This window comes from Paenibacillus sp. DMB5 (genome assembly GCF_001517085.1).
GTDB lineage: Bacteria > Bacillota > Bacilli > Paenibacillales > Paenibacillaceae > Paenibacillus_AQ.
This window is the reverse complement of the sequence record NZ_LRAC01000120.1, coordinates 20,011-33,928: the sequence shown is the minus strand read 5'-3', so window position 1 is coordinate 33,928 and position 13,918 is coordinate 20,011. Positions and strand designations below refer to the sequence as shown.

The 13,918-nt window shown below is 43.3% G+C and carries 12 protein-coding genes; 9 read left to right on the top strand and 3 right to left on the bottom strand.

What is annotated here, in order from left to right:
* The first annotated feature begins 46 nt into the window (after positions 1-46).
* Together AWJ19_RS12480 and AWJ19_RS34065 are read left to right on the top strand one after the other, a co-directional pair.
* Positions 47-1,570 carry a BCCT family transporter gene (locus AWJ19_RS12480; RefSeq protein WP_068724106.1) on the top strand — a complete coding sequence of 508 codons (1,524 nt, stop codon included), beginning with the start codon at positions 47-49 and terminating at the stop codon, positions 1,568-1,570.
* Between the two features lie 72 nt (positions 1,571-1,642).
* Positions 1,643-2,215, top strand: a complete 573-nt coding sequence (locus AWJ19_RS34065) for a spore germination protein (RefSeq protein WP_347231110.1) — start codon at positions 1,643-1,645, stop codon at positions 2,213-2,215.
* A gap of 504 nt (positions 2,216-2,719) precedes the next feature.
* Here the strand turns inward: AWJ19_RS34065 and AWJ19_RS12470 are convergent.
* Together AWJ19_RS12470 and AWJ19_RS12465 are read right to left on the bottom strand one after the other, a co-directional pair.
* Positions 2,720-5,677 (bottom strand): Tn3 family transposase, encoded by a 2,958-nt coding sequence (locus tag AWJ19_RS12470; protein WP_082707856.1) that lies wholly within the window; start codon positions 5,675-5,677, stop codon positions 2,720-2,722.
* 49 nt (positions 5,678-5,726) lie between these two features.
* Positions 5,727-6,308 carry a recombinase family protein gene (locus AWJ19_RS12465; RefSeq protein WP_068724103.1) on the bottom strand — a complete coding sequence of 194 codons (582 nt, stop codon included), beginning with the start codon at positions 6,306-6,308 and terminating at the stop codon, positions 5,727-5,729.
* A 317-nt stretch (positions 6,309-6,625) separates the two neighbouring features.
* Between AWJ19_RS12465 and merR the strand changes: the two genes are divergently transcribed.
* From merR to AWJ19_RS37590, 6 genes are all read left to right on the top strand, one after another.
* Entirely contained in the window at positions 6,626-7,051 is a 426-nt protein-coding gene (gene merR, locus AWJ19_RS12460) for an Hg(II)-responsive transcriptional regulator (RefSeq protein ID WP_068724101.1), read from the top strand.
* A 248-nt stretch (positions 7,052-7,299) separates the two neighbouring features.
* Positions 7,300-7,599 carry a hypothetical protein gene (locus tag AWJ19_RS34055; protein WP_082707854.1) on the top strand — a complete coding sequence of 100 codons (300 nt, stop codon included), beginning with the start codon at positions 7,300-7,302 and terminating at the stop codon, positions 7,597-7,599.
* A 32-nt stretch (positions 7,600-7,631) separates the two neighbouring features.
* Entirely contained in the window at positions 7,632-7,961 is a 330-nt protein-coding gene (gene merP / locus AWJ19_RS12450) for a mercury resistance system substrate-binding protein MerP (RefSeq protein WP_068724097.1), read from the top strand.
* Positions 7,962-7,964: 3 nt separating this feature from the next.
* Positions 7,965-9,605 carry a mercury(II) reductase gene (gene merA, locus AWJ19_RS12445; protein ID WP_068724096.1) on the top strand — a complete coding sequence of 547 codons (1,641 nt, stop codon included), beginning with the start codon at positions 7,965-7,967 and terminating at the stop codon, positions 9,603-9,605.
* A 332-nt stretch (positions 9,606-9,937) separates the two neighbouring features.
* Positions 9,938-10,351, top strand: a complete 414-nt coding sequence (locus AWJ19_RS37595; RefSeq protein WP_347231109.1) for a potassium transporter TrkG — start codon at positions 9,938-9,940, stop codon at positions 10,349-10,351.
* Between the two features lie 88 nt (positions 10,352-10,439).
* Positions 10,440-11,294 (top strand): potassium transporter TrkG, encoded by an 855-nt coding sequence (locus AWJ19_RS37590; RefSeq protein ID WP_347231108.1) that lies wholly within the window; start codon positions 10,440-10,442, stop codon positions 11,292-11,294.
* Between the two features lie 194 nt (positions 11,295-11,488).
* On the opposite strand, the gene AWJ19_RS12435 is transcribed toward AWJ19_RS37590, so the two are convergent.
* Positions 11,489-12,355: an alpha/beta hydrolase gene (locus AWJ19_RS12435; protein WP_068724094.1), complete on the bottom strand. Its 867-nt coding sequence runs from the start codon at positions 12,353-12,355 to the stop codon at positions 11,489-11,491.
* A 277-nt stretch (positions 12,356-12,632) separates the two neighbouring features.
* On the opposite strand from AWJ19_RS12435, the gene AWJ19_RS12430 reads away from it, so the two are divergent.
* Positions 12,633-13,871 carry a cation:proton antiporter gene (locus AWJ19_RS12430; protein ID WP_068724093.1) on the top strand — a complete coding sequence of 413 codons (1,239 nt, stop codon included), beginning with the start codon at positions 12,633-12,635 and terminating at the stop codon, positions 13,869-13,871.
* The last annotated feature ends 47 nt before the right edge of the window (positions 13,872-13,918 follow it).

The following is a 13,918-nucleotide window of genomic DNA, read 5'->3' as shown; positions in this document are numbered from 1 at the left end:
ACTGAAGAGAAGCCTGTACATATTGAATACCAATGGAGGTTTATTTATGGTTTTTGTAATTTCAATTGCCATTGTGGCGATTTTTGCATTATGGGGAGCTGTAGCCCCTGGCCAGTTGTCTAATGCAGCCGATATCGCATACAATTTCTCCATCCAAAACTTCGGCTGGTTTTATTTGCTGGCTACCCTGTTTTTCTTAATCTTCACTTTTTATTTAGCCTTCAGCAGGTTTGGCGGAATCCGACTTGGAGATGACGATGACGAGCCGGAATATTCCACGTTATCTTGGCTGTCGATGTTATTTAGCGCAGGGATGGGAATCGGGCTTGTATTCTGGGGAGTTGCTGAACCGCTGTCCCACTATTTATCACCCCCGGAGAGCGTAGAGGGAGGTACGACAGAAGCAGCGAGAATCTCCATGCGGTATTCCTTTTTCCACTGGGGACTGCATCCCTGGGCTATTTATGCCGTCATCGGCTTGACGCTTGCTTATTTCCAGTTTCGCAAAGGATATAAAGGCTTGATCAGCTCCACCTTTATCCCTTTATTGGGAGAACGGCTGGCGGCCGGCTGGCTGGGAAAAGTAATCGATATTCTGGCGGTGATTGCCACTATTTTTGGGGTAGCTACTTCGCTTGGACTCGGGGCTCTTCAGATTAACGGAGGTTTGCATTATTTATTCGGGGTTCCTAACACGGCAGCATCCCAGATTGTGATTATCTCTGTAGTGACCGTACTGTTTCTCATCTCCGCTACTACAGGTCTGGACAAAGGAATTAAACTCCTAAGCAACACAAACCTAATAATAGCCGTTCTCTTAATGCTGTTCGTATGGGCGACAGGACCGACCTCTTTTATATTTGATACATTCACAACCACATTAGGCAGCTACCTGCAGAACATCGTTAATATGAGTTTGCGATTAACTCCATTTTCGAGGGGAACCTGGGTCGGAGCGTGGACGTTGTTCTATTGGGCTTGGTGGATCGCTTGGGCTCCATTTGTCGGCACTTTTATTGCACGGGTATCCAAGGGAAGGACGATCAAGGAGTTCGTAATTTACGTCATGATAGCACCGAGCCTATTCGGTTTTGTCTGGTTTTCTGTATTTGGCGGTACAGGCCTTCATCTGGAATTGTTTGATGGCGCCCGCTTGGCAGCAGCCGTTAAAGTGGATACGACTACCGCTCTTTTTATCACACTGGAGCAGCTGCCCTTAGGTACCATCATCGCGTTTATAGCTACGCTCCTGATTATGACCTTTTTTATCACTTCAGCAGATTCGGCTACCTTTGTGCTGGGTATGCTGACCTCGGACGGCAAGCTTAATCCCAGCTCAAGAGTGAAGTTAACCTGGGGGATTCTGCAATCCGCCATCGCTGTGGTGCTGCTGATTAGCGGAGGACTAAGCGGCCTTCAGACTGCCTCTATAGTAGCAGCGTTACCTTTTGCCATAGTCCTTATGGGAATGTGCTTCTCCCTGCTCAGAGCGCTTCAGGCTGAGGACAAAGAGCGCCGGCAAAGGGAAAAACGTCAACGCCAGCAGTTGAAACGATTGCTGGAGGAATAGGGAAGCGTTAAGGATTTCTACGGATTTGACTCGCGGACCCCCACATATCCTCGGGAATATATTGAAGAATATTTGCAAAGCAATAAAGTATCCATTTTTCTTTCTTTTTTGAATACAGAGAGACCGGATAGTGTAACTGCCGCATTAGCTGAAGGAAAGGACACCCTGCTTGTGGACGGATCTCCCTTTGCAATGATTGCGCCTGCCATTTATATTGCCATAACCACCTGTCATCAGGATTTCCTCCCAACACAGCTACTGTTAAGTTTAATGTTTCATCGGGAAGGGGTTCCGTTTCCAGCTTTTGTGGAGGCCGTACTAATGGAGATTACCATTGAAATTATTCGGAAAGCTGGAATCCAGATGCCGCGTAATATCGGACAGCCGGTCTCCATTGTTGGAACAATAGTAGTAGGACAGGCAGCTGTAGATGCGGGATTTGTAACAGCGGCCAAGAGTATGGTGGTTGCAATTATCGGGATATCCAGCTTTGTCATTCCAGCAGCTTATATTATGTCGATTGCCTTCCGGATTAAACGGTTTCTCTTCATGGGTGTAGCCGCATGCATAAAGGTGTCCCTGCTGTGGCTAAGTCCACTGAGCTTATCTTTCCAATCGCAGGATTATTACTGGCAATTCTGCTGATATCTCTTTTACACGGTGCAGAGTGGAATCGGCTTCTCCCGTTTATGGAAAACGGGGCGGGCCGATACTACACGGTACGATGATGATTGTTGGTTATCCTAACAGTGAAATCGCACTAAGTTTGTTTTTGGCTCCAAATTTGAAATCCAAACAAATGTATCGAAAGGATTTATGGCAGAGCAGTATATTGAGAGGCCTTGGCCTGATTTTCCTGACAATAATGGTCACCGTTGTGCTCGGAGAAAATATCCCGCCTAATATTTCATGAGCCAGCCAATTCACAGTAAAGACAGTGACAGTGGGAGGGTTTTACGAACGGATTGAAACAACTGTAACGGTAATTTGGTTTATCGTCATGTTTTACCGGATGATTTTCACCTTATATATTTGGGGTACCGCCAACAAAACGCGGAAAACGTACGCTAAGCCCATTGATTGAGTAATAAGCCGGTTTTCCCCGTACGTTAAGGGGAATCGGCTTCGAAATTCACAACGTGTTAATTGTCAGTAAAGAGGTTTCTTTAATGGCCGTAACGACGTTAGAGTAGTTGCTTGTTTTAGATCAAACTTGTACTCCCCTAGAAAATTAATATGCTCCCATCCTAAAGGTGAGGTATGTTGCATTAGTTCTTCTTTAAACGTTCCTTGGGTCTTTTTATATTCTGTTGCTTGAGACAAATAGACAGTATTCCATACGCTGATTGCATTAATCAAAATGTTCAAGGCGCTGGCTCGTTGGAGTTGATCTTGCAGTGCGCGCTCCCGTAACTCCCCGTGTTTACCGAAGAAAATCGCTCTGGCCAGTGCGTTCATAGCCTCACCTTTGTTCAGCCCCCTATGAATCTTCCGGCGCAGGGCTTCGCTTGATATGTAATCCAAAATAAAGATTGTCTTTTCAATGCGCCCCATTTCACGTAGAGCGGTTGCTAAGCGATTCTGCCGCGAGTAGGAACCGATCTTCCCCATGATAAGTGATGCAGATACTGTCCCTTCTCGAATAGAATGGGCTAGCCGCAGCACATCATCATAATTTTCCTGAATGACCTTCGTATTGATTTGACCACGCAGCAGTTTCTCCAGTTTTGGGAAATCAGCAGGCTTCCCGATGGTGTAAAGCTTAGAATCTGAAAGATCTCGTAAGCGCGGCGCAAATCTGAACCCGAGTAGTTGAGTTAAACCAAAAACTTGATCTGTATATCCTGCAGTGTCCGTATAATGTTCTTCGATGGTCAAGTCAGTTTCATGATGAAGTAGTCCATCGATCACATGAACAGCATCCCTAGCATTCGTGTTAATCACTTTAGAATAGAAGCTTGAAAATTGATCACTGACAAAACGATAAATGGTTGCGCCCTTGCCAGTTCCGTAGTGCGGATTAGCATCCGCATGAAGCGCAGCTACGCCAATCGGCACTCTCATTCCGTCTGACGAAGACGTGGTGCCATCGCCCCAATATGAAGGCAAAGATAATTTGTGGTGGAAGTTGACGAGGACAGCTTGAGCTTTATTCATTGCATCCTCATATAGCCGCCATTGTGCCGTATTGGCCATTTGCCGGTATGAAATATCTGGCGTGGCATCCCCCATCTTGGTCAATCCAATGTTCGTTCCCATCGCCATCAGTGTTGCCATGAGAATTAACGTTTCTTCTTCATTGGGAATCCGATTTGTTGAAGCATGGATAAATTGTTCATGAAAACCAGTCCAATGTGCTACCTCCATTAAGACCTCAGTCAATTTAATACGTGGAAGTAGTTCGTACAAGGATGAGCTAAAATTTCTGGCATCCTCCGGGGTATCTTTCTCTAGGCGGCTAATGTGAAGTTTTCCTTGCTCAACGTTAATACCTTCTAGATCCTCAATGTTATTCGAAACCCATTCTAAGCGCTGTATCAGAGATGCGGTACGTTCGGCTAGGTAATCGCTCGCAGTCATGCTAACTACCAATTTTGTTGCATCCGGCTGAATACGGCTCCATTCATCTTTGGAGACAAGATACTCATCAAAATCTTTATGCTGCCGGCTCCCGACAATGGACACATCACCGGAGCGAACATAATTACGCAGCTCAGTTATTACAGCCATTTCGTAATAATGACGGTTAATCGTTCCGTCATCATCGTAGACATGCTTTTGCCAACGATTTGTTACAAAATTTAAGGGCGCGTCTTTTGGTACTTTACGTTTACCCGTTTCATTAATGTCCCTTATAACATCAATAGCCTTCATAAGTGGCTCTGCGGATTTAGTAGAACGGAATTCCAACGTTTTCAGAAGTGTTGGTGTATATTTGCGCAGCGTGTAAAACTTCTTCTCCAGCAAATCCAAATAGTCGTAATCAATGGGACGGGCCAGTCGCTTTGCTTCCTCTATAGATGCGACGAGCTGATCCCAGGGCATTACCGTCTCCAGCGCAATAAATGGGTCTATGCCTTCGTCCCTAGCTTTTATGAGTGCTGCGCCAAGATCAGCATAATGAACCACCTTTTCGTTAATCGATTTTCCATTTTGTTTTTGGATTTCTTCTTGAGCCTTACGCCCTTTGGAATGTAGCTGTAATATCTGACGGTCGTGAATTTCAAATGCTTGATCCGTTAAATCTTGTGTTAGATCGAGTAAATAAGCAACTAAAGTAGCATATTTCTTGGGGTCATCGAAACGACGGAAGGACTGCGGTTCATACCTTGCCCCGATTTTGGAGAGCTGACGTAATCGGTTTGGATGGATTCCTTTTGTATCGATTTGAAGCTGGACTTTTCGAATATATTCCAGTTTTTCAATGATCTTAAGGAAAGCATCTGGGGAACAGGTGCCTGGTACTTCTCTTAGCCATGCCAGATACGTTTTGTTGCTCTCCGGCATTGGGGATAGGATGTTTTCAAGTTTATCGATCTGTTCCACTGATAAGGAAGAAATAAGCATTTTATATATTTTCTCCTCGGCCCGTTGCCTCACTTCCCACACAACCCGTTCGATTGTAGTCATCCCAGGTATAATGATTTTCTGTTTTCGCAATTCATCAAGGGCTACACGGATTAAATACATGGAGTTACCATTTTCAAACGAAAAATTCAGCATGATATTGGATAAGAACCGATATTCACGGAGCGTGAAATTCCGGTACCCATAAGTTTGCCGAATCTCCTCCATATGTTCTCGTCTAGTCGGTTCCCGTTGGGCATAAAGGGGAAATACATCAGGCGCCACGCCAACCTGCTTGGCAATGTAGCTTATTACTGAATCCGGTATGTGTTTCAAATCAGATAAAGACCATCCTGGATAACGCAGGATGGCCAATTGAACGGCAAAGCCTAATCGGTTATGATCACGGCGATGTTTATTGATGATATCGAGATCGTGTTGCGAAAATGTATAGTACGTACCTAAATCCCAATCGTCGTCTGAAGGGATTTGCATAAATTCTGCGCGCTGGTCTAATGTTAATAATTCCTTTCCTCTCAACGGTTACACACCTTTCACTAAAATCAGAAGTTCAGTCAATAGGAGATTTTCAGGTCACCTGAAGACTTTGTGTAGTCTTATTCCGGTTTTTAAGTGTTTGATAGATTTTTGCTTTAGATACACCGGTTCGTTCTGTTATTTCCTTAATGGTGTACTTTTCACTATCGTAAAGTGTAAGAGCCATGTCAATTTTGTTTTTATCCATTGGAGGACGACCGCCTTTCCTGCCTCTCGCACGTGCAGCCTGTAATCCAGCAATGGTTCGCTCTCGGATTGTCTCTGCTTCCATTTCCGCCAGTCCAGCCATGATAGCAAAGAAAAGTTTTCCGGCAGGCGTACTCGTATCAACACCAAGAGTAATGATCTGCAGTCCAATCCCTCTTTCCTGAAGGCCATGCGATAATTCGATTAGTTGCCGCGTGGTTCTTCCCAAACGATCCAGCTTCCAAATGACAAGCGTATCACCTGGTCTCAAATAATCTAGGCAACGGGTCAGCTCCACTCGATCACTTTTCTTCCCAGAAGCCTTCTCCTCAAATATTCGCTCGCAGCCAGCAGCTTTTAACGTGTCGATCTGTAGGTTCAGTGATTGATCAGCTGTCGAGACACGAGCATAACCAATTTTGGCCACATGAATATCTCCTTTTTGTCTATTAAACATATATTTATGATAATTTATACACTTTGAATTTTATACGACTTAATAGACAATAACAATGCTATTTCTTACTGTATTTTAAGCTATGCGCAAAAAGTCTACAAAACGATCGTTTTGTAGACCGATAATAGATTCAACAGGCTGATATATAATAAAACGCAGACGCGGCGGCACATCGTGGTTTTTGTGATTTAATTAGAGGGTAGCATATTCAACTTCTTGAAGGGAAATAATGCTCCTTGACCATGTACCATGGTACATGGTTTATACTTTATTTAGAGGTGATGAAAATGAATTATCGCTCCGGAGATATTTCTAAATTGTGTAACGTTAACAAAGAAACATTAAGATATTACGAACGAAAAGGTTTGATTCATGAACCAGTAAGATCGGATGCTGGCTACAGGCTTTATCCGGAAGATACGATAAACCGAATCATGTTCATTAAACGGATACAGGAGCTTGGTTTTACATTGTCTGAAATTGATAAATTGCTTGGTGTTGTGGATAAAGACGATGTGAGATGTGCGAATATGAATGATTTCGTTGTTCAAAAGCTGGAAGATGTTCAGTCGAAAATTAGAGACTTTCAACGAATCGAAACGATGCTAAAAGATTTAAAAGACCGCTGTCCAGATGAAAAAGCAATACACGAGTGCCCAATCATCGAAGCGCTCATTGACAATAATCAAAAGGAAAAGGAGGAAGTCCAATGAAAGAAAATGCAAAAAAATAGGTTGGGGCTTTTTAGCTCTGCTTTCCTGTCCTTGCCATCTCGTTTTGATTCTCCCTTTACTTGCGGGAACTACGCTTGGAGTATATTTTGCTGTCCATCAAACAGCCGTTAGTGTTATTTTGGGAATCGTATTTGTGATTTCTCTTGTCATGATGTTTAAACGAGCCTACAAACAAGCAAAAACCGATGAATCATACGATTGCTGCTCAGTTCCGGAGCGAAAATGAGGTGAATGATTTTGAGAGAAAAAATGACAAGCTTGGCAACGGTATTTTCAGCTTTTCTTATGTCCGGCTGTTGCCTCGGACCCTTAATTCTCATTCCACTTGGGTTATCAGGTTTTGCAGGAACGCTTGCAATTTTTTCAATCAAGTACCAACTGTTTCTTATGATCATGACGTTATTATTTCTTGGTGTATCGTTTTATTTGGTTTATGGACGAAAGTGCAAAAAGAAAAGTACGGTCATCACATTATGGATATCGACCGTTTTGGTTTTAGGAGCATTTTTATATTTATGGTTGGCTGAAAGTGGACTGTTATAAGAAAGAGGTGTGTTACGTGAGAGCAACAATGGGAATTATGATGTTATTAACTCTTTTATTATTGGGTACTGCTTGTGGTAACAATGAAAAAACGGTGGAAGCTGCAGCTGCGCAAAGTACTTCCGTTGCAAATGGATCAGCGACGTTCACGGTGACGGGACTTGATTGCTGCCCGCCTTCAGTGATTCAAGATTTAATTTCAAAGGTCGATGGGGTTAGCAAAGTAGACATTGAACCCATGGGAAACAAAGGGAAAGTTACGGTTTCCTTCGATGATAAAAGAACTGATTTAAAGCAGATTCAAACATCGGTTACAAAATATGGATTTGGCGTAATAGGAGGATAAAAAATGAAAAAGTACCGTATACATGTGCAAGGCATGACTTGTACCGGCTGCGAAGAGCACGTTGCAACGGCACTTGAAAGCATTGGAGCTGCGAATATTGAGGCGAGCTTTCGACGCAATGAAGCCACGTTTGAATTACCGGATGACGTTGCGATCAAAACAGCCCAAAAAGCCATCAACGAGGCAAAATATCAATCCGGAGATGCGGAAGTTATCGAATCCCATGATGCTCCGGTTCTCGGCGATGAGGGCGACTATGATTTTCTTATCATAGGTTCCGGTGGGGCAGCGTTTTCCGCCGCGATTCAAGCGGTTGAACATGGTGCAAAAGTGGCGATCATCGAGCGAGGAACGGTAGGCGGAACCTGCGTAAATGTGGGCTGCGTGCCATCGAAAACCCTGATACGTGCCGGTGAAATCAATCACTTAGCCAAAAACAACCCTTTCTTGGGGCTAACTACATCTGCAGGAACGGTGGATTTGGCAGAGCTAGTGAAACAAAAAAATGAACTTGTAACCGAAATGCGTGAACAAAAGTATGAACATTTGATTGGTGAGTACGGATTTGAACTCATTCGCGGAGAGGCAAAATTCGTTGATGAAAAAACCATCGAGGTGAGTGGACGAAAGCTTACCGCGAAAAGATTTTTAATCGCGACAGGAGCTTCACCATCGATTCCGGATATTCCAGGTTTAAAAGACGCTAACTATTTAACAAGTACGTCACTGCTTGACCTTAAAGAATTGCCAAAAAGACTTGCTGTGATTGGCTCAGGTTATATTGCACTGGAATTAGGTCAGTTGTTTCATAATTTAGGGTCAGAAGTTACGCTGTTACAAAGAAGTCCTCGGTTGTTAAAAGAGTATGACCCTGAAATTTCCGAATCTGTGACAAAAGCAGTCACCGAGCAAGGGATGAATCTGATTACCGGTGTCACGTATGAGCACGTTGAAGATAATGGGGATTTGAAACAAATTCATATTTCAGTAAACGGCGAAAAGAAAGTCATCGAAGCCGAGCAGCTACTTATTGCAACCGGCAGAAAACCAAATACCGAAGCACTGAATTTTCGTGCCGCGAACGTTATTATTGGTTCCAAAGGCGAAATCGTGGTCGATGATTTTTTAAAAACCTCAAATCCTAGGATTTACGCCGCAGGCGATGTGACGATGGGTCCGCAGTTTGTGTACGTGGCTGCCTATGAAGGACGCATCGCGGCGGATAATGCAGTAGGTGGGTTAGAGAAAAAAGTAAACCTTGAAACTGTTCCGGGGGTCACGTTCACTTCACCGGCGGTGGCGACAGTAGGACTTACGGAAGAGCAAGCCAAGGCAAAAGGATATGAGGTGAAGACTTCTGTTCTTCCTTTGGATTCGGTGCCTAGAGCACTTGTAAATCGCGAAACAACAGGCATTTTTAAATTAGTTGCTGACTCCAAGTCGTTAAAGGTGCTCGGCGTTCATATTGTCGCCGAAAATGCTGGAGATGTGATTTACGCCGCCACACTTGCTGTAAAATTCGGTTTAACGGTTGAAGATTTACGCGACAGCCTAGCTCCCTATTTAACGATAGCTGAAGGATTAAAACTGGTGGCTCTTACGTTTAATAAAGATGTATCCAAATTATCCTGTTGCGCTGGATAAGGTATATTATTTGGGGTAATTCACATGGTTGGGGAGAACGATTTCAATAAACTAGGCTGCCCAGGCAGCCTGTTTTTGCGCAAATATGGCTATAGAATCTTATAAATAACCTTAGCGTACGTTTTCCGCGTTTTGTTGGCGGTACCCCTATTTGAGCTCATGGCCTAGCAGATTTATTCGACCACGTAGATCTCCAATGTTTATTGTGTTCCCTTTACTTCTTACTCAGGTAAATATATAATTGCTCTAATTGTGACCACAAAAATGTAGGAGCCTGCGTACAGCAGGCTCCTTCTGTAATTATTATTATTAGCCAGTCAGGAGCTAACACGATGCCAAAAATAAAGATCCCCTTATTTGTTAGGAACTTAAATTTAACATCATCAAGAATCATTTTCCTGGGCTTTGCAGTGCCTTTAATCGTAGGAGCTATATTATTGAATTTGCCGTTTTCTTCTTCAACAGGGGAGAGTGTGGGCTGGTTGAATGCACTCTTTACTTCTACCTCGGCGATCTGTGTCACTGGATTGGTTGTCATTGACACCGGAAGTGATTTTTCCCATTTCGGGCAGATAGTGATCCTGTTCCTGATTCAACTTGGCGGTTTAGGTTTTATGACATATGGTGTCTTGATTGCCGTAATTATGGGCCGGAAGATAGGATTAAAGGAACGCATGCTCATTCAGCAATCTGCTAATGCAGTTACGCCTCAAGGGGTTGTTAGGTTGTCACTAATATCTTTCTGATTTCAATAATTGTTGAGGCTGTCGGAGCCGTTATACTTGCACTGCGGTGGGCAGGTGAAATGGGACCGGCAAGAGCTATTTACTACGGGTGTTCCATTCTATTTCAGCCTTTAATAATGCAGGATTCGCTTTATGGCCGGACAGCTTAAGTCGATTTGTTGGGGACCCGTTGATTAATATTGTTATCTCACTGTTGTTTATCATTGGTGGGATTGGGTTCATTGTCATCCTTGATTTATACCGGAAAAGAAGATGGCGGGATCTCTCGTTGCATACCAAAATTGTACTCATTACTTCCGGGTTTCTTTGTTTAGCTGGTTTTTTGATTGTATTTATGATTGAACTCTTTAATAGCCGGACCTTTGGCATGCTTTCGTGGAAGGAAAAAATATGGGCTGGATATTTTCAAGGAGTCGTTACACGGACTGCCCGTTTCAACTCTATTGATATTGGAGCGATGCTACCAGCCTCCCAGTTTTTCATGATCTTTCTTATGTTCATTGGAGCCTCTTCTGGATCAACAGGCGGCGGTATTAAAACAACTACCTTTACTGTACTTCTTTTGAGTATCATTGCAACGGTAAAAGGGAGCACGGATGTACAATTTTGGAAAAAGCGCATACCACAAGAAATTGTATTCAGGGCGTTGGCTGTAATGACAATCTCAATGGGCGTGGTGCTTACAGCTACATTTCTTTTAACAATTACAGAATATCCGGAGCATAATGATTTCCTTGCACTGCTGTTTGAAGCAACCTCTGCTTTTGGCACGGTCGGAATGTCCATGAACCTGACAGCTGGTTTATCCGATGCAGGAAAATGTATCATCATCATTACGATGTTTATTGGAAGACTTGGACCCTTAACCTTGGCTCTTGCCCTTGCTCAAAAGAGTGTAAAACAAAAATATCGTTACCCTGAAGATAAATTACTGATAGGCTGATTCTAGGTGCAACGGTACAAGTAATGTTGAAAGTGCGGATTGCAGCAATGCTCCTGTGCTGTTATCCTACTGGAAACTATTGACTTTATTTAAGTTAAATCCCATTCAGTTTTGCCTCGTTCTCACACCGCTGCATGCTACAACCATGACTAACCCATAAAGTATGATGGATGAATGATAAAGCAAGTATGAGGTTACGAATCTACAGCAGTCAGGAAAGAATTCAACTTCTTATGAACAGAATCTGCTCCTCTTCCCAGCCAGATTAGATGTCCCCAGCTTTCAAGAAGACAAAGTTGTGACCCTGAGATATGATATTGTGCAGCATATGCATGCTCAGGTAAAACAGCATTATCATATTTGCTGTGCATGATTAAGGTTGGACATAAAATGCTTTTCATTTCAGGTACAAGAGAAGAGGCCGTTTGCCTTAGGTCAAACATGAAGCCATGATGTGAACGCTGACGCTGAATCATGGCAGAAAATTGGTCGATGTCATCTTCATTCCATTGAAGCATAATTTCATCTGCCGGAAGTTTGCTGAAGGATGGGAGCATTTGCTTCACGACAACTTTAGGAACGCGGCCACTGAGATAAGAAAGCAGTCTCCATGTGTATTTTTCTCTGGAGGGATGAAATAGTATTCGGGCTGCTTTATAGGTTGTGTCATTTTGATCGTGCCACTTTTGGGCTACTGCAGACTGGAGTATGAGACTGCTGACACGTGTTGGATACTTCGCAGCAAATGTAATACCGGTTGGGCCGCCGGCAGACACAGCTATGACATGGACCTTGCTAATCTGGAGAGCATTCAATAATTGATAATAAGCTTCACAGGCTGAATCCAGAGAGAGTCCCAACTCCTTGCTTGTCTTTCCGTAGCCTGCCCGAGAGGGAGTAAGGATACTGTAGCCTTGTTCCAATAGATTACTGTATCCAAGCTCCTCGTGGCAATCAGAGTGTCCTCCATGAAAAAGCAATATCGGCTTCCCTGATCCTACAAGAGTATATTCTATTCTTGATCCATTCTTTAATTGAAAAAACTTAGATAATCTCGACATGATCCGCCTCCCCATCTTGTGTTCATAGATATATCTTAAATCAATAAAGTTAGTGCGGGAAGACGCGATTCTGGTTATATACCGAAGGAGCCTGCCAACAGCGGGCTCTAATGATAAACTCATGGATATAATGGGTTATTGAATATCGACAGGGAGGACGGGAAATGAATAAGGGGACATCTGCTGCGGAATAGCCTAAATAGCGATTATTCATTCACTGCTGTATATTAAGCTGCTTGATACAGGTACGAAATATAAAATTAAATAGGGGTGTACTATGAATCATTTTAATGATGTATTTATTCAGATTTTAATTCTGCTTGCCATATCCATGGCGGTCATTGCAATTGCAAAAAAATTGAATCAGCCCTATTCCATCGCGCTTGTAGTGGTAGGGCTTCTGCTGGGATTTCTGCATGTTCCTGTTTTGGTGGAGGCAGAGGCTTTTATCACCCAGTCGCATGTGTTTCAGGCCATAATCATCTCCTTATTCCTGCCGATCCTCTTGGGGGATGCCACCTTAAAGCTTCCTTTCGCTCATCTCCGGGAACAACATAAGCCGGTGCTGGCCTTAGCTTTTGGAGGAACCCTGCTGTCATTTCTCATCATCGGCCTGGCTGTTTATTGGGGACTCGGCCTTCCGCTTATTGTTTCCTTTACTTTTGCTGCGCTGATGAGTGCGACAGACCCCATTAGTGTGATTTCGATTTTTAAATCTTTGGGTGTCCCGAAGAACATTGTTACTATTATTGAAGGAGAATCTCTTTTTAATGATGGAATTGCTGTAGTACTATTTCAAATATCTTCGGTATACCTGCTGTCTTATATGGAAATGGGCTGGGCAGGGGTTGGCAGCGGCATTTTGCTGTTCCTGAAATTTTCTTTAGGCGGAATCCTTATCGGAGCGGTAATGGGCTATTTGTTCTCGCAATTAATCCGTCTGTATGATGATTATCCGTTGGAAATCGGCTTCTCCATGCTGCTGTTCTTCGGGAGTTACTTTATAGCGGAACATTTTCATGTATCCGGAGTTATTGCTGTCGCGGTAAGTGGACTGATCTTTGGGAATTACGGTTCGCGGATAGGCATGTCAGAGACTACAAAGGTAAATATCAATTCTTTTTGGGATGTTATCACCCTGGTAGCTAACTCATTGATCTTCCTGATGATTGGACTTGAGATCAGAAATATTAATTTTACCGATAAATGGCTGCTTATTATAGCTTCGATTCTTATTGTGCTGGCAGGTCGGACTCTCGCATTGTATGCCAGTCTTAGCTTTCTGAAGAATTTCCCGGCCTCTTGGAAAGTTGTATTGAACTGGGGCGGATTGAAGGGAAGTCTCTCCATTGCACTCGCATTAAGTCTGCCTGCAACTTTTGAAGGCAGGGAAGATATTCTGGTCTTAACCTTCAGTATTGTCCTGTTTTCCCTTCTTGTTCAAGGGCTGTCCATCAAACCGCTGGTGAAGAAAATGAAATTGACCGGGGATAATGTTATGGAAAAGTCTTTATGAAAGCTGTAAGATAGTAACCGTGTCAAAAAATTAGCAAAGAAGGTCCT